Raw genomic sequence first — 24,276 nt, 5'->3', positions numbered from 1 at the left:
CAGCGTGCTGCTCATGCCAGGTGCTGGACCAGTTCCAGCGGGTGGCGGTGGCCGGCCAGGAAATCGGCCGCGGCACGCCATACCAGCGGGCTGCGATGGCGGTCCCGGGCGGCCTGCAATTGGCTGGGCGTCATCCAGACCGCGCGCACGATGCCGTCGTCCAGCGGCCGGGCCGGATCGTGCCTGACCGGTTCGGCGGCGAAGGCGAAGCGCAGGTAATGGCGACCGCCACTGCCGTCGCCGTTGTCCGGGGCCTTCCACTGGTAAGCCCCGACGAAGGCGGTGAGCCGCACGTGCCAGCCGGTCTCTTCCAGCGTTTCCCGCAGCGCCGCCTCCAGCAGGCTCTCGTCGGGCTCCAGGTGGCCTGCGGGCTGGTTCAGCACCAGGCGCCCGCCAACCGATTCCTCGACCACCAGCAGGCGGCCGCCATCGACCACGATCGTGGCCACGGTCACGTCAGGCTGCCAGAACCGGCCTTCGCGGTAACTCATCTCAGAATTCGTCCTTGCCCTGGGTCAGCGTGGCTTCCATTTCGTCGGCCGAGCGCAAGGCGAAGTCGAGCGCGTCATCGAGCTCGTCGGCCCCGGCGTTGGCGGGAATCTTGACCACGAACAGCGCCATGTCGCCCTGCTTGACCCAGGCGCCCAGCTTGCTCGACTGGCTGCTCTCGAGCAGGCGGTTGGCCACATCGACCGGGAACTGCCCGTCGCTGGCGCGGTACGCAGGCGACCACAGCTCGCGGACCTCCAGATTGCCGAACTTCTCGGTTCCCGACAGCACGTAGACCAGCTGGCTGCGCTTGTCGTCCATGTCGAAGGTCAGCTTGTAGTCGCCGTCCTCGTCCACTTCGTAACGGTACTTCAGGCTGTCCAGGTGCCGGGCCACGAGCGGGTCGGCAACAGGATGCTGCGTTTCAGCGGTGGCCACAGTCGTGTCGCCGGCAATAGCCGGCATCGATGACAACGCAAACAGCATCACGGCAAGCACACGCATCAAGTATCGCTCCTCGAAGGGTTGGGAAGCGGGGGATGGACGGCATTGTGCCGGCGCCCGGGCATGGGCGTCCACGACCGGCAACGGCCCGGGCCCTATAATTCAGCCATGGCCAAACAGACCGAACACGAACAACACCACGGCGTGCTGGTGGAAACCGGCAAGCCGGAGGTCGCCCGCCCGCCCCTGTATTCCGTCCTGCTGCTGAACGATGACTACACCCCGATGGATTTCGTGGTCGAGGTGCTCATGCGGTTTTTCGCCATGAACGCCGAAAAAGCCACCCAGATCATGCTGCACGTGCATACCCGCGGCCGCGGCGTGTGCGGGGTTTTCACCCGCGAGGTAGCAGAATCCAAGGTGGCGCAGGTGAACGAATTTTCAAGGCTCAACCAACACCCCTTGCTGTGCACGATGGAAAAGGCCTAAAAGTTCTGCTTAGCACGTCCTGACCAGTAAGAGGGTGGTGCCGGCCGCGCCTGCGGCCGGACCGGAACTCGCAGCGGAGGTCAAGCCTGGGAAGGATAGGGACTTGCGGCAGGCAATGCGGTCATGGAAAACAGGCGGCATGGAATTCGCCAGTCCCACCCCCATCTAGGACGGCAGTAGTTTCCGGAGGCTCTCGCCCCATGTTCAGCAAGGATCTCGAATACAGCATCGGCCAGTGCTACAAGCGCGCCCGCGAGGCGCGCCACGAGTACATGACGGTCGAACACCTGTTGCTGGCGCTGCTCGACAACCCCTCCGCCGAGGCCGTACTGAAGGCCTGCGGTGTCGACTTCCCGCGCCTTCGCAACGACCTGGAACAGGCCATCGCCACCTCGGTGTCGGTGCTGCCCGAGGACGTCGACCGTGACACCCAGCCGACGCTGGGGTTCCAGCGCGTGCTGCAGCGCGCGGTCTACCACGTCCAGTCCTCCGGCAAGAAGGAGGTCACCGGCGCCAACGTCCTGGTGGCCATCTTCGGCGAGAAGGATTCGCACGCGGTCTATTTCCTCAACCAGCAGGACGTCGCCCGCCTGGACGTCGTCAACTACATTTCCCACGGCATCGCCAAGCAGGGTGGCGAGGAGTCCTCGCGCTCGCAGGATGAGGGCGAATCGCCGTCGGGCGAAGGCGAGGGCGAGAGCAAGGGCGACGCCCTGGCCGAATTCGCGGTCAACCTCAACCAGCTCGCCCGCGACGGCAAGATCGACCCCCTGGTCGGCCGCGCCGACGAGGTCGAGCGCACCATCCAGGTGCTGTGCCGCCGCCGCAAGAACAATCCGCTGTACGTGGGCGAGGCGGGCGTTGGCAAGACCGCCATTGCCGAAGGCCTGGCCAAGCGCATCGTCGACGGCGACGTCCCGGACGTGCTGGCCGACGCCACCATCTACGCGCTCGACCTGGGCGCGCTGGTGGCCGGCACCAAGTACCGCGGCGACTTCGAGAAGCGCCTCAAGGCCGTGCTGACGCAGCTCAAGAAGCTGCCCGAAGCGGTGCTCTTCATCGATGAGATCCACACCATCATCGGCGCCGGCAGTGCCAGCGGCGGGACCATGGATGCCAGCAACCTGATCAAGCCGGCGCTGGCGTCGGGCGACCTGCGCTGCATCGGTTCGACCACGTTCCAGGAGTACCGCGGCATCTTCGAGAAGGACCGTGCGCTGGCGCGGCGCTTCCAGAAGATCGACATCGTCGAGCCGACCGTTGGCGAGGCCTACGAGATCCTGCAGGGCCTCAAGCCCAAGTACGAGGCGCACCACGGCGTGACCTACGCCGACGATGCGCTGCAGGCGGCGGTGGACCTGTCGGTGAAGCACATCGGCGACCGCCTGCTGCCGGACAAGGCCATCGATGTGATCGACGAAGCCGGTGCGCGCCAGCGGCTGCTGGCGATCGACATCCGCAAGAGCCTGATCGATGTCGAGGAAATCGAGACCATCGTCGCCAAGATGGCGCGGATCCCCACCAAGCAGGTAAGCGCTTCCGACAAGGACGTGCTGCGCAACCTCGAGCGCAACCTGAAGATGGTGATCTTCGGCCAGGATCCGGCGATCGATACGCTGACCTCCGCGATCAAGCTGGCACGCTCGGGCCTGGCCAATCCGGACAAGCCGATCGGCAACTTCCTGTTCGCCGGTCCCACCGGTGTCGGCAAGACCGAGGTGACCAAGCAGCTCGCGCTGCAACTGGGCATCGAGCTGGTCCGTTTCGACATGTCCGAGTACATGGAGCCGCATTCTGTGAGCCGCCTGATTGGCGCGCCTCCGGGTTATGTCGGTTTCGACCAGGGCGGTCTGTTGACCGAGAAGATCGTCAAGACGCCACACTGCGTGCTGTTGCTGGACGAGGTCGAGAAGGCGCATCCGGACATCTTCAACATCCTGTTGCAGGTGATGGACCGCGGCGTGTTGACCGACACCAACGGTCGCGAGGCAAACTTCAAGAACGTGATCCTGGTGATGACCACCAATGCCGGTGCGGCGCAGGCGTCGCGGCGGACCATTGGTTTCACCCAGCAGGATCATTCGACCGATGCGATGGAGGTGATCCGCCGCAGCTTCACGCCGGAATTCCGCAATCGTCTCGACGCGGTCGTGCAGTTCCAGGCGCTGGGCTTCGAGCACATCCTGCGGGTGGTCGACAAGTTCCTGATCGAGCTGGAGGCTCAGTTGCACGACAAGGAGGTGACGCTGTCGGCGACGCCGACCGCGCGCGACTGGCTGGCCCAGCATGGCTTCGATCCGCTGATGGGTGCGCGTCCGATGGCGCGTGTGATCCAGGACAAGATCAAGCGCCCGCTCGCCGACGAACTGCTGTTCGGCAAGCTGGTCAATGGCGGTCGCGTCATGATCGACGTCAAGGACGACGAGCTGGTGGTCGAGGCGCAGGCGGAGCCGGAGAAGCTGTTGCCGGCTACGGTGTAGGCGGTCTGGATGTCGTTGAGGCGCCTGTCTTCAACAAAAAAGGCGGCCAATGGCCGCCTTTTTTAATTCAATGGCTTACCGCTGTTACTTCATGCGGTAAGTGATACGGCCCTTGGTCAGGTCGTACGGGGTCATTTCGACCTTCACCTTGTCGCCGGTCAGGATGCGGATGTAGTTCTTGCGCATGCGGCCGGAGATGTGGGCAATGATCTCGTGCCCGTTTTCGAGGCGCACCCGGAACATGGTGTTCGGAAGGGTTTCCGCCACCGTGCCCTCGAATTCGATCACGTCGTCTTTTGCCATGTGGTTCCTGAAATGCGTGGAGCGCCCGTGCCTCAGGATGAGGGACGGAACGAAGCCCCGTATTTTGCCATGCGCACGCCGCCGTTGCAAAAAAACGGTTAATCGGGCAGCGGACCGGCCATCAGACGCGCCGGCCAGGCGCCGACGCGGGCGCTCCAGGGGCCGGGGAGGCCTTCCAGTGCCGCCATCTCGGCGACTCGCGCGACGAAGGCGGGCCGCGGCCACGAGGTTGCGCCAAGGCTGAGCAGGTGCGGGTTCTCGACCTGGGCGTCGATCAATGGCCAGCCCCACTCGTGCAGGTGGTGGGCGAGGGCGGCCAGGGCGACCTTGGAGCCGCCGGACTCGCCACTGAACATGCTCTCGCCGTAGAACATCCGGCCCACTGCCACGCCGTAGATGCCGCCGACCAGGCGGTCGCCGGCGAAGACCTCGAACGAGTGGGCATGGCCGAGGGCGTGCAGGCGGCGATAGGCGACCTGCATGTCGCGGGTGATCCAGGTGCCGCGTTGCCCGGGCCGGCGGATGCGGGCGCAGACCTCGACCACTTCGTCGAAGGCGGTGTCAGCACGCACCGTCCAGTCGCACCGGCGCAGGCTGCGGCGGAATTTCGAGGGCAGGCGCACGCCGTCGGTGGCGAACACGGTGCGTGGATCCGGGCTCCACCACAGGATCGGCTGGCCCTGCGAGTACCAGGGAAAGATGCCGTGCCGGTAGGCGTTGAGCAGGCGTGCCGGTGACAGGTCGCCGCCGACGGCGAGCAGGCCATCGGGTTGCCGCAATGCCTGTTCGACGGGAGGGAACGGCGCCTCGGGATCGTCGGGCAGCAAGGCGGGCAGGGCGGTCATGCGGGTGATGATGGCACCGGCGCCACGCGGCGCCCAGAGCGGACGGCTTCCGCTGCTTATGCGTCCTTGAACGGCGTGTGCGCGGTCAGCGTGGCCGCGTAGCGGCGAACCGCGCTCGACTCCTGCGCGCACCAGTCGCGCAAGGCGGAACCGAATTGTTCGTCGGCGATCCAGTGGCGGCTGCGGACGATCGTGGGCAGGAAGCCGCGCGCGAGTTTGTGCTCGCCCTGCGCGCCAGGTTCGAACCGGGTCAGGCCGTTGCGCAGGCAGTAGTCGATGCCCTGGTAGTAGCAGGTTTCGAAGTGCAGGCCCGGCGCCATTTCGCTGGCGCCCCAATAGCGTCCATACAGCGTGTCGCCTCCGCGCAGGCAGAGCGCGCCGGCGATCGGGTGGCCATCTCGGCAGGCCAGGAAGATCACCAGCGAGGAGGGCATCGTGTCGGCCAGATGACGCAGGAAGGCGAGCGTCAGCGCGGGCCGGTTGCCGTAGTCGGCGAAGGTCTGCAGGTAGAAGCCATGCATCGCCGCGAGGTCATCGTCGCTGGCGTCGCGGCCTTCGATGGTGCGGAACGTCACGCCGGCACGGGCGACCTTGCCGCGTTCCTGGCGGATGTTCTTGCGGTGCTTGTGATCGAACGCGGCCAGGTAGTCGTCGAACGTCTGCCAGGCGCGGTCGTTGCGCCAGTGGTACTGCACGTCTACCCGCGACAGCCAGTCGCGGTCGAACACGGCATCCTCATCGTCGCGATGGAAGTTGACGTGCACCGACGACAGCCCGTTGCCCGCGCACAGTGCCGCCAACGTCGCGGTCAGTGCGGACTGGCGGTCTGCATCGCGGGCGCGGGCGAGAAGTCGCGGGCCGGTTACCGGCGAGTACGGGACCGCGCACAGCCACTTCGGGAAGTAGTCGAGTCCGTGCTGCGCATATGCATGCGCCCATGCATGGTCGAAGACGAACTCGCCGTGCGAATTGTCCTTCAGGTAGGCAGGTGCGGCCGCGACGAGGTCATCGCCGTCCCACAGTGTCAGGTGCTGCGGCGTCCAGCCCCATTGCGCGCGCAGGCAGCCGTGCTGTTCCAGGCCGCTGAGGAAGGCGTGCGCGACGAACGGATTGCGGCCATCGTGCAACGCATCCCACTGCGCGGCGGGGACGTCCGACAGAGAGGCGATGATGCGCGGGGAAGCCATTTCAGCTGCCGGCCGCGCGTTTGCAGGAAAGGACGAGGTCGGTGTCCATTGCAGATGCAACCACGACCCCACTCACCGGTATCAGCCTTCCTTGTCCAGGAACTTCTCCGCGTCCAGCGCGGCCATGCAGCCGAAACCCGCGGAGGTGATCGCCTGGCGATAGACCTGGTCGGCGACGTCGCCGGCAGCGAACACGCCGGGCACCGAGGTCTGCGTGGCATTGCCGTCCAGGCCGGTGCGGATGGTGATGTAGCCGTTCTTCATTTCCAGCTGGCCTTCGAACAGCGACGTGTTCGGGGTGTGGCCGATGGCAACGAACAGGCCGTGGATCAGCACTTCGCGGGTCGAGCCGTCCTGCACCGACTTCACGCGCAGGCCAGTCACCCCTGCATCGTTGCCGAGCACTTCATCGACCTCGTGGTGCCAGATCGGTTCGATCTTGCCGGACTGGATCTTGGCGAACAGCTTGTCCTGCATGATCTTCTCTGCGCGCAGCGTGTCGCGGCGATGCACCAGGTAGACCTTGCGGGCGATGTTGGACAGGTACAGCGCTTCCTCGACCGCGGTGTTGCCGCCGCCGATCACCGCCACGTCCTGCTCCTTGTAGAAGAAACCGTCGCAGGTGGCACAGGCCGACACGCCACGGCCCTTGAACAGTTCTTCCGACGGCAGGCCCAGGTACTTGGCGGTCGCGCCGGTGGCGATGATCAGTGCGTCGCAGGTGTACTCGCCGCTGTCGCCGACGAGCCTGAACGGGCGCGAGGAGAGGTCGGCGGTATGGACGTGGTCGAACACCACTTCGGTATCGAAACGCTCGGCATGCGCCTGCATGCGCGCCATCAGGTCCGGACCCATCAGGCCGTGGGCGTCGCCCGGCCAGTTGTCGACTTCGGTCGTCGTCATCAGCTGGCCGCCCATCTGCAGGCCGGTGATCACCAGCGGCTTGAGGTTGGCGCGCGCAGCGTAGACAGCCGCGGTCCAGCCGGCCGGGCCGGAGCCGAGAATGATGACGTGGGAGTGCTTCGATGGGGTCATTGGTATAATCGCGGGCTGTATGGATAGAAGGCGTCTGGCGCGGTTAAGGCCATACGCAGGCGTGTGTCGGGTCGTCGAAGCCATAGCTTGGAGGCGGCATCCCGGCAAAACAAGGCGAGCGGCATGGACGCAATGTTGCACTGCGCCGTGAGCCCTGTCTGGCTTGTGAAGGACAATAGCGGTATGCGCCGCGGATGCGGCGCTTTTTTGCGTCATTCCCCTCGCAATCGCCCGCGCATGCCCGCGTGGGCATTCAACAATTCGAAGAAGGTAGAGACATGCGGATCGGCGTTCCCAAGGAAACCAAGACCCTCGAAGGGCGCGTAGCGCTCGTTCCGGCTGCTGCCGGCGACCTGGTCAAGCGCGGTCATGAGGTCTGGCTGGAAAAGGATGCCGGCATCAAGTCGGGCTTCAAGGACGAGCAGTACACCCAGCTGGGCGTGAAGATCGCCGCCGATGCCGCGCAGCTCTACGAAAAGGGCCAGCTCATCGTCAAGGTGAAGGAGCCGATCGCCGGCGACCTCAAGCTGTTGCGCAAGGATCACCTGCTGTTCTGCTACCTGCACCTGGCCGCAGAGCCGGAGCTGACCAAGCAACTGCTCGACATCGGCCTGACCGGCATCGCCTTCGAGACCGTCGAGCTGCCCAACGGCGACCTGCCGCTGCTGGCGCCGATGTCGGTCATCGCCGGCAAGATCGCCGTGCAGGTCGGTACCCATCTGCTGCACCAGCCCGAAGGTGGCAAGGGCAAGCTCCTGGGCGGCCTGCCGTCGACCGAGCGTGGCAAGGTCGTGGTGTTCGGCGCAGGCCAGGCCGGCAGTGCCTCGGCGGCGCTGGCTGCGGCCGGTGGCTCCAATGTGGTCGTGTTCGAAATGCGCCAGGACCGCATGGAGCAGATGATGCGCCTGGGCAACAACGTCACCACGCTGTATCCGTACGCCGACGTGGTCGCGCGCGAAGTGGCCTCGGCCGACCTGGTCGTCGGCGCGGTGCTGGTCACCGGTGCCCGCGCCCCGCACGTGCTGACCCGCGAGATGCTCAAGGGCATGCAGGACGGCAGCGTCGTGGTCGACATCTCGATCGACCAGGGCGGCTGCTTCGAGACCTCGCGTCCGACCACCTGGAAGGAGCCGACCTACGTCGAAGAGGGCGTGACCCACTTCTGCGTGACCAACATGCCTGGCGCCGTGCCGCAGACCAGCTCGCAGGCGATCTGCGCGGCGATCCTGCCGTGGGTCAACAAGCTGGCCTCGGGTGACGCCTGGCGCCAGAACCAGGCGCTGGTGCGCGGCATCAACGTCGAGGGTGGCAAGCTGGTGCACCCGGCGCTGCAGGGCATGAAGCTCTAAAGCGTCTGCAGATGGAGTCCAGGACGGGGAGGGTCGGGAAGCCGGCGCTCCCCGTTCCTGTTTTGGCGGCCTGGTCGTGGCGGTGCAGGCCCGGTGCCCCGGCCGGTTCCCGGTCCGACCGTACCCGGACGACCGGTTTGCGCGCCAGGTCTCCCCGTTTTTGCCGCTTCTGGCGTATATTCAACGACTAACAGTAGCTAGCTAAGGCAGAACATCACGGTGGCGCAAGCGTCAACAGCCAGCCGCAAGAAAGTCACGGCCGAAAAGCTGCCGCCTTCGCCGCGGCGGCAACGTCTCATGCGCGATATCGCGCTGATCATGATCGCGCCACTGCTGCTGTACCTGCTTGCCAGCCTGGTGACGTTCTCGCCGCAGGATCCGGGCTGGTCGCATTCGGGCAGCATCACCGCGCCGCTGCACAACGTGGGCGGCCGCGTCGGCGCTTGGACCGCGGATGTGCTGCTCTACCTGTGTGGCTATGTGGCCTTCCTGCTGCCGCTGATGCTCGGGGCGGTCGCCTGGATCGCATTGTTCGGAATGGACGCCGACGGTGACGGCGACGCCGACCTCGGGCCGGCGTTGCGCCTGGTCGGCATCGTCGGATTCCTGGTTGCGGCGACGGGCCTGTTGCATCTGCGCGTTGCTCCCGCCGAGGCGTTCTCCGCAGGCAGCGGCGGCATCCTGGGCCGTCTGGTCGGCAAGTCGCTCTACAACGGTTTCGGCCCGGTGGGCGGCAACCTGTTCCTGCTGGCGCTGTTGCTGGTGTCGGTGACGCTGGCGACCGGTTTGTCGTGGTTCGCGGTGATGGACCGCATCGGCCAGGGCGTGCTCGCGCTGGGCCCGACATTGAGCAAACTGTTCCGCCAGGGCAGCCAGCAGGCGACCGAATGGCAGCAGACGCGCGCCTTCCGCGAGGAGCGCGAGGAAGCGCGCAAGGTCGATACCGAGCTGCGCGCCAAACGCGCTCCGGTGAAGATCGAACCGCCGGCGGCGCCAGTGGTGGAAAAGAGCGAACGCGCCAAGCGCGAGCAGCAGATTCCGCTGTTCCACGTCGGCGACGGCACCGGCATCCCGCCGCTGGCGCTGCTCGATGATCCCAAGCCGCAGCCCAAGGGCTACAGCGAGGAGACGCTGGAAACGCTGTCGCGCCAGATCGAATTCAAGCTCAAGGATTTCCGCATCGATGCGCAGGTGGTCGGCGCCTATCCGGGCCCGGTGATCACCCGCTTCGAGCTGGAGCCTGCGCCGGGCGTGAAGGTCAGCCAGATCAGTTCGCTCGACAAGGACATCGCCCGCGGCCTGTCGGTGAAGTCCGTGCGCGTGGTCGACGTGATCCCGGGCAAGTCGGTGGTCGGCCTGGAAACGCCGAACACCTCGCGCGAGATGATCTTCCTGTCCGAGCTGCTGCGCTCGAAGGAATACGACAAGTCGACCAGCCCGCTGACGCTGGCGCTGGGCAAGGACATCGCCGGTCGCCCGACCGTGGCCGACCTGGCGCGCATGCCGCACCTTCTGGTCGCAGGCACCACCGGTTCGGGCAAGTCGGTCGCGGTCAACGCGATGGTGCTGTCGCTGCTGTACAAGGCGTCCGAGAAAGACCTGCGGATGCTGATGATCGACCCGAAGATGCTCGAGCTGTCGGTCTACCAGGGCATCCCGCACCTGCTGGCGCCTGTCGTCACCGACATGAAGGAGGCCGCCAACGGCCTGCGCTGGTGCGTGGCGGAGATGGAGCGCCGCTACAAGCTGATGTCGGCAGTGGGCGTGCGCAACCTGGCCGGCTTCAACAAGAAGGTCAAGGACGCCATCGAAGCCGGACAGCCGATGATGGATCCGCTGTTCAAGCCCAACGCGGAACTGGGCGAAGCGCCGCAGCCGCTGGACACCTTGCCCTTCATCGTCATCTTCATCGACGAATTCGCCGACATGATGATGATCGTCGGCAAGAAGGTCGAGGAGCTCATCGCCCGCCTCGCGCAGAAGGCGCGCGCCGCCGGCATCCATCTGATCCTGGCCACGCAGCGTCCGTCGGTCGACGTGATCACCGGCCTGATCAAGGCCAACATCCCGACCCGCATCGCCTTCCAGGTGTCGAGCAAGATCGACTCGCGCACCATCCTCGACCAGTCCGGCGCGGAAACGCTGCTCGGCCACGGCGACATGCTGTACCTGCCGCCGGGCACGGCGATGCCCGAGCGCGTGCACGGCGCTTTCGTCTCCGACGAGGAAGTGCATCGGGTGGTCGAGCATCTCAAGCAGGTCGGCGGCGGCCCCGCCTACATCCCGGGCGTGCTCGACGAAGTGCAGACCATGGGCGACGGCATCGTGGTTGGCGCGACCGGCCTGCCGGAAAGCGGCGGCGGTGGCGGCGACGAATCCGATCCGCTCTACGACGAGGCCGTGCGCATCGTCACCGAGACCCGCCGCGCCTCGATCTCGGGCGTGCAACGGCGCCTGAAGATCGGCTACAACCGCGCCGCGCGCCTGATCGAGGCCATGGAAATGGCCGGTGTGGTCACGCCGCCCGAGCACAACGGCGATCGAAGCGTGCTGGCCCCGCCACCGCCCAAGTAGCCAGGGCGGGGCGGATCGATGCGTTCATGCCTCCATTCATCTTTTCGGCGGCACACTTCGCCCATCGCCAATCGCGCCGCAATTCACCCAGGATCCCCATGCGCCTCATCCAACTGACCGGCCTTGTCGCCGCGCTGGCCGTCTCGAGCGCCTTCGCCGGTGCGCGCGACAACCTCAATGCGTTCACCAAGGGCCTGAAGGGCCTGAGCGGGCAGTTCACCCAGGAGGTCTTCGACCCCAGCGGCAAGTCCAAGGAGAAATCCAGTGGCGAGGTCGCGTTGTCGGCACCGCGCCTGTTCCGCTGGGAATACGTCAAACCCTATGCGCAGCTGATTGTCGCCGACGGCAAGAAGGTCTGGGTCCACGATCCGGACCTGGACCAGGTCACCGTGCGGCCGCAGGGTGAGGAAGAACAGAACAATCCGCTGTCGGCGCTGATCGACCCGAGCAAGCTCGACGCGCAGTTCAACGTCAAGGAACTGGGCGCGGTCGACGGCTTGGAATGGCTGTCGCTCACCCCCAAGGGTGACGGCGAGTCGAGCTTCCGCTCGGCGCGGCTGGGCTTCGGCCCCACTGGCCTGGTGAAGATGCAGGTGGTCGATGCACTCGGCCAGCGCACCGAGATCAGCTTCAGTGGCTGGAAGCGCAATCCGGCCTTCGCTGCCGGTACCTTCCGCTTCACGCCGCCCAAGGGCGTGGATGTGATCGGCGGCGGATGAGCGCAAGGCCTGCTTCGGCAGGCCTTTTCGTTTCAGGGTAGGCAGGCGGCCCTTTGCGCGGCCGCTGGAACCGTTGCTCCCATGCGTGACTGCCTTGCCTGGACGCTGGTGCTGCTGCTGTGGCCTGCAACGGCGGCGCTGGCCGGCCCGCCATCTGCGCCCGCGCACGCCGTCGCCACGCGCGCCCTGGACCGTGCGGGCATCGAGAAGGCCGTGGCCGGCGTGGTCGTCGGGGCCCTGGCCGCTCAGTTCGATGGCCGCGACGTCGAAGCACGTTTTGACGCCTTCGACGACCAGCCTGGCGACGACGGCCGGCGCTCGATCAGCGGGGAAGGGCAGATGCGATTCGCCGGTGATCTGGCGTGGATCGGGTTCAAGTTCCGCACCTCATACGACGTGCTGCTCGGGCAGGCCGGGGTTCCCGAGCTGGCGATAGGCGCGGGCGGCGATGCCCGGCCCGTGCCGAACGACACCGCCATCGTGCGGCAGCTGGATGACCGCCTGGTCGACGCCCTGCGGCTGGACCTGGGCCTGTCTTCGATCCGGCTGCAGCTCGATCGGATCGAGTCGGTCGAGACCGGCCAGAATTACCTGCTGATCGACGCCTGGGGCCTGGCCGACTTCGGCCGCGACGGCAGCAGCAACATCCGCATTGCCGCGTTCTACGACCGCCGCAGCGGCCAGTGGCTGCAACTGCACTACGACGTGGACGCGCCGCCGGCGCCTGCCATGCCGCCGGTGGCCGGGCGCTGAATCGGTCGGCCATGGCATCGGCCAGCGGCGGCATCGGCCGCTGACGCCCGCCTTGGTATTGTGTGCGTGTCCCTGGCAAGGTTGCCCGCACGTGCCCCGTTCCCCCCGAAATTCCGCTTCCGACCTGGCAGCGTCCGACGACCTGCTGCAGGTCGATCGCGACGCGATGCGTCCGCTTGCCGAGCGCATGCGACCGCGCACGCTCGATGAGATGGTCGGGCAGAAGCGCCTGCTTGCACCGCGTTCGGCGCTGCGCCGCGCGATCGAGTCCGGGCGCGTGCATTCGATGATCCTGTGGGGGCCGCCGGGCTGCGGCAAGACCACCCTGGCACTGCTGCTGGCCAAGTACGCCGACGCCGAGTTCCGGGCGATATCGGCCGTGTTGTCGGGGCTGCCGGAAGTGCGGCAGGTACTGGCCGAAGCGGCAGTTCGCTTTGGCGAAGGCCATCGCACCGTGCTGTTCGTGGACGAGGTGCACCGTTTCAACAAGGCGCAGCAGGATGCTTTCCTGCCGCATATCGAGCGCGGAACGATCCTGTTCATCGGCGCCACCACCGAGAACCCGTCGTTCGAACTGAATTCGGCGTTGTTGTCGCGGTGCCGCGTGCATGTGATGGAAGCGGTATCGGTGGACGACATCCGGCTGGCACTGCAGCAGGCGCTCGCCGACGACACGCGTGGACTGGGCGGCCGCGGTCTGAAGGTCAATGACGAGGCGCTGGAGCAGATCGCGCGCGCCGCCGATGGCGACGTTCGTCGCGGCCTGACACTGCTTGAGATCGCCGCCGAACTTGCCGAAGGCGAGGGCGGCGAAATCACCGCGACCACGCTGGCGCAGGTGCTGGCCGATCGCACGCGCCGCTTCGACAAGGGCGGCGAACAGTTCTACGACCAGATTTCGGCGTTGCACAAGTCGGTGCGCAGTTCCAACCCGGACGCCGCGCTGTATTGGCTCACGCGCATGCTCGATGGCGGCTGCGATCCGTCCTATCTGGCGCGGCGGCTGACGCGCATGGCGATCGAGGACATCGGACTGGCCGATCCGCGCGCACTGCAGATGGCGCTCGATGCCTGGGACACGTTCGAACGCCTGGGCAGCCCGGAAGGCGAGTTGGCCTTCGCGCAGCTCACGCTCTACCTGGCCAGCACGGCCAAGTCGAATGCAGGCTACGCCGCATTCAATGCGGCCAAGCGCGACGTCAGTGAGTACGGTACCCAGGAGGTGCCGCTGCATCTGCGCAACGCGCCGACGAAACTGATGAAGCAGCTGGGGTACTCGAAGGGATATCAGTACGACCATGATGCGCAAGGTGGCATCGCGCTCGACCAGACCGGCTTCCCCGATGCGATGGGCGAGCGTGTCTATTACGAGCCGGTCGAGCGCGGTCTGGAGCTGAAACTCAAGGAAAAACTCGACCGTCTTCGCAGCGCCCGCGACGCCTCGCGTCGTGAGCGCGGTGTGAGCAAGGGCGACGACTGATACGCAGATTTATCCGTGTGTTGCCTCACCGAAACGCCTGCAATACGGCAAATTCGCGAGGCAACCCATTGAGCGCAATGGCAAATGGCGCTACTGAAAGATGCCTGTAAAGCCTGACGTTTCACTTTTGCAATGACTTGCTGAATTCGCACCTGACGCCGCAGGCGCACCACGGATCAATGGCTTGCGCCATGCCAATGCCGACCAGCAGCGCGCACCGGGCGAAAGCCGGTTTCATATTTGCAACGACATGAGGCCATATCGGCGCCCGTGCAGCGCGCCGACGAGCCAACCCACTTTTGTTCATCTGCAATTGGTCGCGCGATCAATGACTTGGCGTGCCTGAACGAAGATTGGCACCGGCTGTGCGTGTAGTTCCATGCGTCGTATACCGGTGCCTCCCCCGGGTGCCAATCGACGTACCGTAAAGGAGAACAAAATGCGCATTCGTAGCAGCTTGATGGCAACGGCAGTGCTCCTCGGCCTTGGTCTAACCAGCCAGGCATGGGCACAACAGACCAATGGCAATGGTAATGACGGCGACGATATCCTCGCCAACATCACCGCCACTGATAACAGTCAGGACAACGACGCAGACAGCAGCACCGCAAACAACGGCAGGTCCAAGGCAGACTCGGGATCGGCCTCAGCGGCAAGCAGCGGTACCGCAACCAACACCTATACCGATTCGAGCACCTTCTCCAAGACCTCCAGCCACATCGTCGCCCTGACCAAGCTGGAAGGCTCGGTCTATGACACCTACAACCATGACATCGGCAACGCCGCCAAGAACTATGGCAGCGCCAATGGTGGCAAGGGCGGAGCCGGTGGTGATGGCTACGGTGGCAGAGGCTACGGTGGCGACGGCTACGGTGGCAACGGCGGCGACGGCGGTAACGGCGGCGACGGTGGCGACGGCGGCAGCGGTGGCAATGCCGACAACGGCAGCGCGAGCTCCGGTGATGCCTCCATCGGTGATGCAACGGCCGGACGTGGCGGCCGCGGCGGCGACACCTGGGATAACACCAGTGGTCGTGGCGGCAATGCCAGCAACGACAGCGGCGACGCTGGCGGCGCAAGCCTGGCAGGTTCCGGTTCCGGCGCGGGCTCCGGCTCGCTGGCCGGTGGCAGTGATGGCGGCAGCGGCGGCAATGCTGGCGGCAACGACGGTGGCAATGGCGGCGGCGCGCGTGGTCGCGGCGACGACACTGGCGGCGCAGGCGGTGCAGGCGGTACTGGCACTGGCGGCGCGGGCGGTGCTGGCGGCGCACCGAGCTCGACCTCGAGCTCGACCTCAACCTCCACGGCTACCTCCGGCGCAGGCACGGGCACCTCGGGTGCAACGGCCGGTGACGGCGGCGCGAGCGGTGCGGTTACGGCATCGGCTGGTGCGGGCGCGGCAGGCGGTGCAGCCACCAATGGCAATGCTGATGCCAGCGCAAGCAATGGCTCGGCAACGGCCGGTGACGGTGCGGTTGGCGCAGCAGGTGCCGAAGGTGGCGCAGGCGGCGGCGGCGGTGCCGGCAACGGTGGCGTCGGCAACGGTGGCGTTGGCAACGGTGCAACCGGCGGTGCCGGCGGTGCTGGTGGCTCAGTCGCCAATGACGCAGGTTCGTTCAACATGTCCAGCAACATGACCAGTGTTGGACAGTCGGCGGCCGGCATCATGACGGTTGCGCAGAACAGCGGTTTCTCCTCGCTCATCCAGCAGGGTGTGACCGTCCAGGCCAATCTGTCCGTAGGCCCATAAGCGCTTGACCCCGACGTACCGGAGACCCATGGCCTCCGGTGCGTCGTGTTGCGCGTAGTGGACTTCCTGCCGGCGTTCGCGTCGGCAGGGAGCTTGGGCATGGCAAAGGAGAATGACCGTGCGACCGACTCGTTCCATTGTTCATGCAAGCGTTGCGGGCGTGATCTGCCTGCTTCCGTTGGGCACGGTGGCTGCCCAGGACATCACCCAGATCCAGCAAGTCACCCCGCAAGTCACTCAGTACGACCAGAGCATCGATCCTCTGGCATTCGCACCCGCGGCTGATCCTGTCCAGACACCCGTACAGGACCAGGCGATGGGTCAGTCCATCAACCTCGAAACGCTCGCCGACATGCGCGGTGGCGCCGATATCGTCGAGAACGACGTGCTGCTGGATGGCCGCGTAGAGGACAACGCCGCCAACCGTGTCGTCACCGGCAACAACGCCCTTGCGGGCGGATCGTTTGCCAATTCCAACGGCATCAACACCGTCATCCAGAACACCGGCGCGAACGTGCTGATCCAGAACGGGATGGTGGTGAACGTGCAGTTCGCGGATCCGTCTCCATGAGCCTGCGCACTATCCGGGGCCGCGCGGTTCTGGCGGCATCGGCCTGTTTGCTGTTGGCCGGCCTGGCCCAGGCCGGCAACGTGGACGTGCGCGTCAACGGCGCTCCCTACCGCCTGCACGTGGTCAGCCTGAAAGAGGCACGGTTCCAGACCACGGTGCCGCAGCAGTACGACTTCAGTTGCGGTTCGGCCGCGACTGCCACGCTGCTGACGTATCAGTACGGGATTGCGGTCACCGAGTCGGAAGTCTTCATGCAGATGTACCAGCGCGGGGATCAGGAAAAGATCCGCCAGCGCGGATTCTCCCTGCTCGACATGCGCCGTTACCTGCAGTCGCGCGGATTCGAGGCCGATGGTTTCGAGCAGCCGCTGGACAAGCTGTTCAAGGAAGGCCTGCCGGCGATCGTGCTGCTCAATGATCGCGGTTACAAACACTTCGTCGTGATCAAGGGCATACGCAATGGCCGTGTGCTGCTAGGCGATCCCGCCCGCGGCACGCGGGCGATGCCACGTTCGCGATTCGAGGAACTGTGGGACAACAAGATTCTTTTCGTGGTCCACAACCGGCGCGAACTGGCCGGCTTCAATCTCGCCCGCGATTGGCGCACTGCGCCGCCCGCGCCACTGGATGCCGGCATTGCACGCGACAGCCTTTACAACATCGTCACGCCGCGCAAGCGGCCGGGCGACATCTGAGGGGGTGGGATATGCGCTCGCCTTCAATGCATTTCAGGACCTGCCTGGTCGCGTTCGCCACGGTCGCCAGTCTGGCCGCGAACACGGCCGCAGCGGCCGGACCGGCCTTGCCGGGTAATGACCGGCTGGGTGTGGAGTGGGTCGCGGTCGACCCGGCGCTGCTGGAGGATATGCGTGGCGGATTCCAGACTGCCAACGGCATGTCGTTGTCGTTCGGCATCGAGCGTGCGGTCTTCGTCAATGGCGAAATGATCGCCTCGACCCGGGTGCAGATCCCGGATGTCGGCCGCATGACCAGCGACCAGGCCCAGGAACTGGCGCGCTTCAACCAGGGCCAGGTGATCCAGGTGGGCGGGGGCAATACGTTCGAGCCGTCGACCACCTTCAACGGCCTGCTGATCCAGAACACGCGCAACGACCAGGACATCCGTGCCCTGACCACGGTCAATGTCGGCGTCGACACGCTCAGTGCCTTCCAGGACCTGAACATGAACCAGGCCCTGCAGAACGCCATGGTCGCCGCGACATCGCCGTGACATCCATGGCCTGAGCGTCACGTCCCGATGCCGACGCCCTGAAAGTCGCTCCGACTGCGTTCTATCCGAGGACCCCCACAGGAGGCCGCATGAAAAGGACGCCACTGACGCGAAATCGACTGATGCTCGCCACCTGCCTCTGGCTGGGGGTGGCCGGCATCGCCAATGCCCAGGACTGGTGGCACTCGCACCATTCCCTCGGTGACGACGCGGCGCCCGTAGCGGCCACTGCCGCGGCGCCTGCGACGCCTTCGCCCGCTCCGCGCAGTGCTGCCGAGGCCAGGTCGGACTCGTCGGCGACGGCTGCCCTGGCGGCTTCGGCGGCGGCGGCCGCGGCCAAGCCGGCAGTCGCGGCTGAGCCGGTTGCTGTAGCCAAACCGGTAGCCGTAGCGGTTGCAGCGCCCGCGCCGATTGCAGTACCTGCAGCCTCAGCAGCCGTGCAGCACGTGGCGCCGCCTGCTTCGGCTCCCGCGCCAGCGGTTGCTGCAGCGTCCACCGCGGCCCTCGTTCCGGCGACACCGGAAGCCATCGCCGCCGCCGAATCACGTCTTGACGCCCTGCAGCGCGAGATCAACGAACAGACGCAACGCCTGGGCATGCTGCGCCAATCGCTTGCCCAGCAGGAACAGAATGTCGCGCAGCTCCAGCGCGCCATCGACGAGGAGCGCCTGGAAGGCGAGCGCGGCGCCGGCGTGACACCCAGCCGGATGGTGCCATCGCTGTCGCAACAGACGTTCGTGCCAGTGGTGGTGCCGGAAGGCTCGCCGCAGGTGGCCCAGGCCCAGCAGCAGCAACCGTCGCAGCAGCCTGCGCCGCAACAACAGCAGGCCCAGCCGCAGCAACAACAGCAGCAGCAACCGGTGGCGCAGGAGTCCGGCCAGAAACCGGTCGGGCAGGCGCCCGAGCAGGCGTCGCGTCCACCTGAAGTCGCGCAGATCTTCGACCAGCCCGGTGTGCTCACGCCGGCCGGCAAGTTTGTGCTCGAGCCGTCGTTGCAACATGGCTACTCCGCCAACGATCGTGTCGCGCTGGTCGGCTTCACCGTCATTCCGGCGATCCTGATCGGCCTGATCGATGTGCGCCAGGTCAAGACCACCTCGGGCGTGGCGACGGTCACTGGCCGCTATGGCTTCGGCGGGCGCTTCGAGCTCGAAGCAAAGGTTCCCTACGTCTATCTCAACGCCGACACCGTCAGCCGCGAAATCTTCACCGGCACCGCGGTCGACAACGTCTTCAATGCCAGCGGCCGCGGCATGGGCGACATCGAGGCGACCGCCCGCTACCAGCTCAACCGCGGTGGTCCCGACAAGGCGTTCTACATTGGCTGGCTTCGCTACAAGAGTCGCACCGGCAAGGACATCTTCGACGTCGTCACCGACTGCGTGACGCGTTGCGTATCCAATGCGACCGGCACCGGCCTGCCGCTGGAACTGCCGACCGGTACCGGCTTCCAGGCCGTCCAGCCCGGCGTGACCTGGCTGTTCCCGTCCGATCCGGTGGTGTTCTTCGGCAGCATCAGCTACCTGTACAACTTCGAGCGCAAGGATGTCTCGCGCACTGTTCTGCTGGGTGGCACCGAGCCGCTGGGCGACGTCAAGGCCGGCGATATCTGGGGCTTCAACCTCGGCATGGGCCTGGCGCTGAACGAGAAGGCCTCGATCAGCCTGGGCTACGACACCAGCCTGGTCGGCAAGACCGAACAGAACGGCAAGGACTCGCCGGGTTCGGTGCGTGTCACGCTGGGAACGATGCTGCTTGGCGGCACCTATCGCTTCAACGACAAGGTCTCGCTCAACGTTGCACTGGGCGTCGGCGTTACCCGCGACACGCCGGATGTGACCTTCACGGCCCGGGTTCCGATCTCGTTCTGAGCCGTCCCGTTCACCGCGCGATTGCAGGCCCTGTCGGCCCGCAGTCGCGTGCAATGGCGGGCTTTCACGTCCGTTTCACGTGCGTGGGGGCTATTTCCCGTTCCACGCAAAGCGCGCAGCCATCGCGGGCCATGTCCGCCCGGGTTCGTCGCTGTAGGTTGGCGAGCAGCCGCTACTTCACACGGGAGAAGACCATGAAACACGTTGCAATGGGCATGCTGCTTGCGGCCGCGCTGGCGGGCTGCGCAACCACGCCGACGGTGACCACCGATCACGATCCGGCCGCGCAGTTCGGCAACTACCACAGCTACGCCTGGCTGAAGAAGCCCGAGGCCAGTTCGCCATTGATCCAGCAACGGATCGTGTCGGCGGTCGATGCGAAGTTGCAGGCCAAGGGCTGGCGCCAGACCGACGAGGCATCGGCCGACGTGGCGCTGGTGGCCAACGTCGCCACGACGCAGAAGCAGAGCATCGACACGTTCTACAACGGACCGGCATGGGGTGGCTGGGGCTGGGGCGGCATGGGCATGGGCAGCGCCTCCACTACGGTGCGCACCTACGATGTCGGCACCCTGGTGGTCGACATGTTCGATACGAAGACCAAGCAGGCGGTCTGGCGTGGCAGCGCATCGGCTACGGTTCCAAGTTCAGTGGAAAAGGGCAACGCGCTGGTGCAGTCGGGCATCGACAAGATGTTCGCGACGTTCCCGCCCGGAAGCGCTCCGGCCAAGTAGACATCGGCAACATCCAGGGTGGCGCGGGGCCGGCGGGGTGACTCGCCGGCCTTGTGTTCTTTTGGGCCAGACACGTCGCGCGGTTCAGTCTTTCACCACAGACACGCGCAGGATGCGCAGGACCTCGGCAATTCCCGCGTCGGTCTCGTGGGCGTCGTGGCCGACGGGGAGCACGAGCGTGGATTCGGCGCCGGGAATGATGGCGCTCCCGAGCGGCACCACGCCGTCAGACGGTGGAACGCGCCCCGGCAACGCGCCTGCGATCGTGTGGTAGGCAATGCCGGGGACCGGCATCAGCACCTGGCCAGCCTCGCGCACCGGCTGCTTCGTCTGCAGCGTGGTGATGCTGTTGAGGCGCGCCTGCTGGAAGTACATCAGCAGTTCCGGCTGCACCGCCTTCGGATTTTCATCGGCAATGCGCTTGAGCGATTGCAGCTCCGGCGTGCGCTTGCCGATGAGCACACGCGCCAGTCGTCCGAACCAGCGCGTCGCGCTGGGGCTGCCGGCGTGCGGTGCGGAGATGAAGACGGCGCGCTTGATGCCGGGGTAGGGGCGGAAGTGGAAGGTGGCGTCCAGGCCGTCAATGTCGGCGCGATCGCCCTTGAGCGAAGATGCCGGCTGCAGGAATGCGGCATTCCACAACACCTCGCCGCTGTCGATGCAGAGCAGCCTGGCCACGACGCCGCCCATGCTGTGGCCGACCAGCACCATCCCGGTGCGTGCGGGATCGTCGCCTTCCGGATCGAGGATGTTCCAGGCTTCGTCGAGGTAACGCTGGACGCGCCTGCGCGTGACCAGCAGCGGCGCGTCGGTCTGGTAGACCACGTGCCACACCTGGAAGCGTGAGCGCAGGTCGGGCGCACCCCAGACCGCATCGGACATCCGCGCAAAGGTCAGCGGGCTGCTGCCCAGTCCGTGGATCATGATCAGCGGGCGTTTGTTGGGGTCGTAATCCTCGAGCAGGTAGAGGCCGGCGCGTCGCCCGACCTCGTCGCCGCCGAGCAGTCCCCAGATCGCGAGCCGGCCGAGCTTCGACGTGCCGGCGCCCTCGGCGAAACCTGCCGAGGTGTCGTAGGCGAGCGCGAATCGTTGAGTGCCAACCACCAGGGTATCGAGCGCCACCGCGTCGGCGATGACGAGCCGCGGCCTCCTGCGTCCGTCTGAACCGGCCGGCTCGCCGGGTTCGATCCAGGCCGTCGCGTTGCGGAACACACCCTCCGGTGGCAACAGCTTGCACAACGGCCGGTCACTGCAGCGGGGTGACAACACGGCCAACGGGACGCCGAAACCGGGGCGGTGCATGCGCGTGCCGCCGTAGAGCGTCATCGGTACCTGGCTGGCGCGGGTCAGTCGCAGCGGGCCTTCGAGGTAGGGCGACAGTTGCCGGAACTCGACGTCGAACTCGCCGCCGCCGATGTGCTGCGTCCCCGACTTCCAGCCGTCGTTGTGTTGCGAAAGGATGCGGGCGAGCAGGGCGTCGGTGCATTGCGTGGCCAGGGTCGCCGCGTCGGTCGCGGTCTCCTTCGCGGCCATGGCCGGCCAGGCGGCGACTGCGCACCAGCTCCATTCCTCCACGTTGTCGTGGGCCTCGTCCTCCATGGCGGCGCGGTGAGACCACATGCGCGCCAACTCGAGGGATTGGCGGGCGTCGCTGCGGTCGCCGGCCGTGCACGCGGACGCGTACCTGCAGTCGCCAGCGCCGGACGTGGCATCGTGATCGGCAACGCTGCGGCAGGCGACCAGGCTCAGTGCCAGGCTCAAGCCCAGAAGCCACGAAACTCGCCATGCGGCGCCGGTGGTGGCAGGGCTCATGTCCGGTTCCGGTTCCGGTGCGGGGAAGGGGTCAACCAACCCGCAAAGTCATACCGCAACCGGGCAGCGAACGCACGCGTGCGATGCCAGCCCGTCACCATGATCCGGTGACGGGCGGCAACCGCAGCCGTCAGTTGCCGATATCGTTTCCGGCCGCGGCGGCGTTGGCGATGATGCCCGACAGCGGCAGCAGCTGTGACAGGAAGCGGTTCCAGCGCGTCACGCCAGCCGGACCCACCCAGACCACATCACCGGGGCGAAGCGAAAAACGGTCGCCCAGCGCGAACGCGGCCGGCGACTGGGCGTCGAGGTGGTAGACCGTTGCCGGCGTCTGCGACATTTCCTCGATACCGCGAATCACGTACACCGCTTCACCCTTCGACGTCACCGGGTTCAGGCCGCCAGTGCGGCCCAGCGCCTGGGTCAGCGACATGTCGGTGGTCTTGAAGGTCAGCGCCTGCGGACGCAGCACCTCGCCGACCACATACACCTGCTTGCGATCGTTGAACGGCAGGAACAGGCGATCGCCCGGCTTGAGGAAGATGTCGGGCGCGGTTTTTCCGTCGCGGTTGAGCGCATCGAGATCGAGCGGGTAGTCGCGGCCGTCGCGGGTGAGGATGAAGCCGGCGAGATCGGCCTGCTCGACGTTGACGCGGGCACGGCCGACCGCCTGCGACAAGGTCAACGGCACCGTGGTGACTTCCTGCGGCGCGGTGTCCTCGAATGCACCCTGCACCGCGACGCGACTGCCGTAGCCGACCACGTTGATGTCGAGCTGCGGATTGCGAAGGTACTGGGCAAGGCGGCTGGTGAGCGTGCTGCGCAGATCCTCCATGGTCATGCCGGTGACGTTGATCTTGCCCGCATAGGGATAGAAGAACGTGCCATCGGGTTGCACGAGGCGGCCATTGGTCACAGCCTGCTGCTGGTTGCCTGCGGGGCTGGTCAACTCGGGGTGGTCCCAGACCGTGACCAGGATGGTGTCGCCCGGGTGGATCTTGTAGGACTCGGTGCGATAGCCAAGCAGTTCCTGCGGGATCTGCGCCTGTGTGCGCGGCTGGCTGACCGTGTCGGCGGTGATGGCCACCATGCGCACATCACTGCCCCCGGCCACCTGCATGTCGCCGGACGATTGCCGGCTCATCTGCTGGCCCGGTACGCAGCCACTGGTGGCGACAACGGCGGTGGCGATGGAAGCGGCCAACGTGACTTTGTGGATGATTTTCAAGGACTGGCCCTCACGTCATTGGCAAGCATCGGTCGATGGCTTGATCCTAGTGTCGCGATGGCGCATGTCGCGTGATTGTTGCGGCGCACGGTGCGAGAACATTCAGTGACTTCAACCGCAGCCGAACGAAGTCACGCAGAAAGTGTGAATTCAAGCGTGTTCAGTTCTGTATGCGAATCATCAACAAGCCGCCGAACTCCTTGATCGCGCGACCACTGCGCCACAGCGCGCTTCGCGACGGGAACCAGCGGTCTTTCCAGCTGACGCGCCGCGCGCGCTCTGGAACAGGCACGGCGACAACGTCGATGCCTTCACCCTGGAACTGCTCTATCGCGCGCGGCATGTGGATCGCGGATGTGACCAGCAGGATCCGGTGCGCCTGGCGTGTGCGCGCAATCGCGGCGGTATATCGCGCGTTGTCGCGCGTGTTGCGGCTGCGCTCTTCCAGCAGCAATGCCGATGGCGGCACGCCGAGCCGCTCGATGGCGGTCGCCATCATCCGTGCCTCGCTGTCGTCGCTGCCCTCGCCGGCGTTCTCGCCACCACCGGACAGGATCACGACAGGCGCGCGTCCGGCCAGCCATGCGCGGGCGCCTGCCGCGAGGCGACTGTTCTGCAGGTCCTCGGGGCGGACGTCAGGACGGTCGAGCCATCCATAGCGAACGCCGCCGCCCAGCACCACGATCGCGTCGGCGTACGGCAGCGCTGCTTCGTCGACCAGCGGGTACTGTTGTTCCAGGCGTCCGCGCAGCCAGTCCGACGCGGTGGGCACCGACAACAACGCCGACCATGCGACCGCTGCAGCGAATACGGCCGCGGCCGAGCGCCGGTAGCGAAGGAGCAGCAGGCCCACCGCGAGCACGAGCAGGCACAGGCTCAAGGCCGGCGGGTAGGTCAGGCCAACGATGAGCTTCTGCAAGGCTTGCGACATG

The 24,276-nt window shown here is 66.2% G+C and carries 22 protein-coding genes; 13 read left to right on the top strand and 9 right to left on the bottom strand.

The window, feature by feature from the left end:
• Positions 1-11: 11 nt before the first annotated feature.
• Positions 12-491: an NUDIX hydrolase gene (locus AB4Y64_RS00665; RefSeq protein WP_441814534.1), complete on the bottom strand. Its 480-nt coding sequence runs from the start codon at positions 489-491 to the stop codon at positions 12-14.
• A gap of 1 nt (position 492) precedes the next feature.
• Positions 493-993 carry a hypothetical protein gene (locus AB4Y64_RS00660; protein WP_441814533.1) on the bottom strand — a complete coding sequence of 167 codons (501 nt, stop codon included), beginning with the start codon at positions 991-993 and terminating at the stop codon, positions 493-495.
• 108 nt (positions 994-1,101) lie between these two features.
• Here AB4Y64_RS00660 and clpS point away from each other — a divergent pair, with 108 nt between their 5' ends.
• Together clpS and clpA are read left to right on the top strand one after the other, a co-directional pair.
• Positions 1,102-1,422: an ATP-dependent Clp protease adapter ClpS gene (gene clpS / locus AB4Y64_RS00655; RefSeq protein WP_200605146.1), complete on the top strand. Its 321-nt coding sequence runs from the start codon at positions 1,102-1,104 to the stop codon at positions 1,420-1,422.
• A 200-nt stretch (positions 1,423-1,622) separates the two neighbouring features.
• Positions 1,623-3,902: an ATP-dependent Clp protease ATP-binding subunit ClpA gene (clpA, locus tag AB4Y64_RS00650; RefSeq protein ID WP_441814532.1), complete on the top strand. Its 2,280-nt coding sequence runs from the start codon at positions 1,623-1,625 to the stop codon at positions 3,900-3,902.
• An 84-nt stretch (positions 3,903-3,986) separates the two neighbouring features.
• Here the strand turns inward: clpA and infA are convergent, their stop codons facing one another.
• The 4 genes from infA to trxB form a co-directional block, all read right to left on the bottom strand.
• The gene (infA, locus tag AB4Y64_RS00645; RefSeq protein ID WP_031372296.1) at positions 3,987-4,205 is read right to left on the bottom strand and encodes a translation initiation factor IF-1; all 219 of its coding nucleotides are present in this window, start codon (positions 4,203-4,205) and stop codon (positions 3,987-3,989) included.
• Between the two features lie 98 nt (positions 4,206-4,303).
• The gene (gene aat / locus AB4Y64_RS00640) at positions 4,304-5,050 is read right to left on the bottom strand and encodes a leucyl/phenylalanyl-tRNA--protein transferase (RefSeq protein WP_441814531.1); all 747 of its coding nucleotides are present in this window, start codon (positions 5,048-5,050) and stop codon (positions 4,304-4,306) included.
• 56 nt (positions 5,051-5,106) lie between these two features.
• Positions 5,107-6,237, bottom strand: coding sequence for a GNAT family N-acetyltransferase (locus AB4Y64_RS00635; protein ID WP_441814530.1), 1,131 nt, complete (start codon positions 6,235-6,237; stop codon positions 5,107-5,109).
• An 81-nt stretch (positions 6,238-6,318) separates the two neighbouring features.
• The gene (trxB, locus tag AB4Y64_RS00630; RefSeq protein WP_441814529.1) at positions 6,319-7,272 is read right to left on the bottom strand and encodes a thioredoxin-disulfide reductase; all 954 of its coding nucleotides are present in this window, start codon (positions 7,270-7,272) and stop codon (positions 6,319-6,321) included.
• Between the two features lie 278 nt (positions 7,273-7,550).
• Between trxB and ald the strand changes: the two genes are divergently transcribed.
• The 11 genes from ald to AB4Y64_RS00575 all read left to right on the top strand — a co-directional run bounded on the left by ald (position 7,551) and on the right by AB4Y64_RS00575 (position 20,304).
• On the top strand, positions 7,551-8,621 hold the full coding sequence (ald, locus tag AB4Y64_RS00625) for an alanine dehydrogenase (RefSeq protein WP_441814528.1): 1,071 nt from the start codon (positions 7,551-7,553) through the stop codon (positions 8,619-8,621).
• A 219-nt stretch (positions 8,622-8,840) separates the two neighbouring features.
• On the top strand, positions 8,841-11,195 hold the full coding sequence (locus tag AB4Y64_RS00620) for a DNA translocase FtsK (RefSeq protein ID WP_441814527.1): 2,355 nt from the start codon (positions 8,841-8,843) through the stop codon (positions 11,193-11,195).
• Positions 11,196-11,293: 98 nt separating this feature from the next.
• Positions 11,294-11,914 carry an outer membrane lipoprotein chaperone LolA gene (lolA, locus tag AB4Y64_RS00615; RefSeq protein ID WP_441814526.1) on the top strand — a complete coding sequence of 207 codons (621 nt, stop codon included), beginning with the start codon at positions 11,294-11,296 and terminating at the stop codon, positions 11,912-11,914.
• An 81-nt stretch (positions 11,915-11,995) separates the two neighbouring features.
• Positions 11,996-12,667, top strand: a complete 672-nt coding sequence (locus tag AB4Y64_RS00610; protein ID WP_441814525.1) for a hypothetical protein — start codon at positions 11,996-11,998, stop codon at positions 12,665-12,667.
• A 166-nt stretch (positions 12,668-12,833) separates the two neighbouring features.
• A complete protein-coding gene (locus AB4Y64_RS00605; protein ID WP_441815198.1) occupies positions 12,834-14,147 on the top strand; it encodes a replication-associated recombination protein A in 1,314 nt (437 codons plus the stop codon).
• A 439-nt stretch (positions 14,148-14,586) separates the two neighbouring features.
• Complete coding sequence (locus tag AB4Y64_RS00600) at positions 14,587-15,897, top strand: hypothetical protein (RefSeq protein ID WP_441814524.1); 1,311 nt, start codon at positions 14,587-14,589, stop codon at positions 15,895-15,897.
• A 112-nt stretch (positions 15,898-16,009) separates the two neighbouring features.
• A complete protein-coding gene (locus AB4Y64_RS00595) occupies positions 16,010-16,468 on the top strand; it encodes a hypothetical protein (RefSeq protein ID WP_441814523.1) in 459 nt (152 codons plus the stop codon).
• A complete protein-coding gene (locus AB4Y64_RS00590; RefSeq protein WP_441814522.1) occupies positions 16,465-17,163 on the top strand; it encodes a C39 family peptidase in 699 nt (232 codons plus the stop codon). Before AB4Y64_RS00595 ends, AB4Y64_RS00590 begins: the two co-directional genes overlap by 4 nt.
• Before the next feature lie 11 nt (positions 17,164-17,174).
• Entirely contained in the window at positions 17,175-17,699 is a 525-nt protein-coding gene (locus AB4Y64_RS00585; RefSeq protein WP_441814521.1) for a hypothetical protein, read from the top strand.
• Positions 17,700-17,788: 89 nt separating this feature from the next.
• The gene (locus AB4Y64_RS00580) at positions 17,789-19,570 is read left to right on the top strand and encodes an acetate kinase (protein WP_441814520.1); all 1,782 of its coding nucleotides are present in this window, start codon (positions 17,789-17,791) and stop codon (positions 19,568-19,570) included.
• Positions 19,571-19,764: 194 nt separating this feature from the next.
• Entirely contained in the window at positions 19,765-20,304 is a 540-nt protein-coding gene (locus tag AB4Y64_RS00575; protein WP_441814519.1) for a DUF4136 domain-containing protein, read from the top strand.
• Positions 20,305-20,388: 84 nt separating this feature from the next.
• Here the strand turns inward: AB4Y64_RS00575 and AB4Y64_RS00570 are convergent, their stop codons facing one another.
• The 3 genes from AB4Y64_RS00570 to AB4Y64_RS00560 form a co-directional block, all read right to left on the bottom strand.
• Positions 20,389-22,116, bottom strand: coding sequence for an esterase/lipase family protein (locus tag AB4Y64_RS00570; RefSeq protein ID WP_441814518.1), 1,728 nt, complete (start codon positions 22,114-22,116; stop codon positions 20,389-20,391).
• A gap of 130 nt (positions 22,117-22,246) precedes the next feature.
• The gene (locus AB4Y64_RS00565; RefSeq protein ID WP_441814517.1) at positions 22,247-23,320 is read right to left on the bottom strand and encodes a polysaccharide biosynthesis/export family protein; all 1,074 of its coding nucleotides are present in this window, start codon (positions 23,318-23,320) and stop codon (positions 22,247-22,249) included.
• 184 nt (positions 23,321-23,504) lie between these two features.
• On the bottom strand, positions 23,505-24,275 hold the full coding sequence (locus tag AB4Y64_RS00560; RefSeq protein ID WP_441814516.1) for a YdcF family protein: 771 nt from the start codon (positions 24,273-24,275) through the stop codon (positions 23,505-23,507).
• Position 24,276: the final 1 nt, after the last annotated feature.

This window comes from Lysobacter sp. TAF61 (assembly GCF_052113485.1).
GTDB lineage: Bacteria > Pseudomonadota > Gammaproteobacteria > Xanthomonadales > Xanthomonadaceae > Lysobacter_J.
The sequence above is the reverse complement of the archived record's forward strand: the minus strand, read 5'-3'. Positions and strand labels throughout refer to the sequence as shown.

Coding starts and splice junctions, on each gene's coding strand:
- AB4Y64_RS00585 (WP_441814521.1), top strand. CDS start 17,175: ATGCGCTCGCCTTCAATGCATTTCAGGACCTGCCTGGTCGCGTTCGCC.
- AB4Y64_RS00595 (WP_441814523.1), top strand. CDS start 16,010: ATGACCGTGCGACCGACTCGTTCCATTGTTCATGCAAGCGTTGCGGGC.
- AB4Y64_RS00580 (WP_441814520.1), top strand. CDS start 17,789: ATGAAAAGGACGCCACTGACGCGAAATCGACTGATGCTCGCCACCTGC.
- AB4Y64_RS00570 (WP_441814518.1), bottom strand. CDS start 22,116: ATGAGCCCTGCCACCACCGGCGCCGCATGGCGAGTTTCGTGGCTTCTG.
- trxB (WP_441814529.1), bottom strand. CDS start 7,272: ATGACCCCATCGAAGCACTCCCACGTCATCATTCTCGGCTCCGGCCCG.
- AB4Y64_RS00575 (WP_441814519.1), top strand. CDS start 19,765: ATGAAACACGTTGCAATGGGCATGCTGCTTGCGGCCGCGCTGGCGGGC.
- AB4Y64_RS00605 (WP_441815198.1), top strand. CDS start 12,834: ATGCGTCCGCTTGCCGAGCGCATGCGACCGCGCACGCTCGATGAGATG.
- lolA (WP_441814526.1), top strand. CDS start 11,294: ATGCGCCTCATCCAACTGACCGGCCTTGTCGCCGCGCTGGCCGTCTCG.
- AB4Y64_RS00600 (WP_441814524.1), top strand. CDS start 14,587: ATGCGCATTCGTAGCAGCTTGATGGCAACGGCAGTGCTCCTCGGCCTT.
- AB4Y64_RS00635 (WP_441814530.1), bottom strand. CDS start 6,237: ATGGCTTCCCCGCGCATCATCGCCTCTCTGTCGGACGTCCCCGCCGCG.
- AB4Y64_RS00660 (WP_441814533.1), bottom strand. CDS start 993: ATGCGTGTGCTTGCCGTGATGCTGTTTGCGTTGTCATCGATGCCGGCT.
- AB4Y64_RS00610 (WP_441814525.1), top strand. CDS start 11,996: ATGCGTGACTGCCTTGCCTGGACGCTGGTGCTGCTGCTGTGGCCTGCA.
- ald (WP_441814528.1), top strand. CDS start 7,551: ATGCGGATCGGCGTTCCCAAGGAAACCAAGACCCTCGAAGGGCGCGTA.
- AB4Y64_RS00590 (WP_441814522.1), top strand. CDS start 16,465: ATGAGCCTGCGCACTATCCGGGGCCGCGCGGTTCTGGCGGCATCGGCC.
- AB4Y64_RS00560 (WP_441814516.1), bottom strand. CDS start 24,275: ATGTCGCAAGCCTTGCAGAAGCTCATCGTTGGCCTGACCTACCCGCCG.
- aat (WP_441814531.1), bottom strand. CDS start 5,050: ATGACCGCCCTGCCCGCCTTGCTGCCCGACGATCCCGAGGCGCCGTTC.
- infA (WP_031372296.1), bottom strand. CDS start 4,205: ATGGCAAAAGACGACGTGATCGAATTCGAGGGCACGGTGGCGGAAACC.
- clpA (WP_441814532.1), top strand. CDS start 1,623: ATGTTCAGCAAGGATCTCGAATACAGCATCGGCCAGTGCTACAAGCGC.
- AB4Y64_RS00665 (WP_441814534.1), bottom strand. CDS start 491: ATGAGTTACCGCGAAGGCCGGTTCTGGCAGCCTGACGTGACCGTGGCC.
- clpS (WP_200605146.1), top strand. CDS start 1,102: ATGGCCAAACAGACCGAACACGAACAACACCACGGCGTGCTGGTGGAA.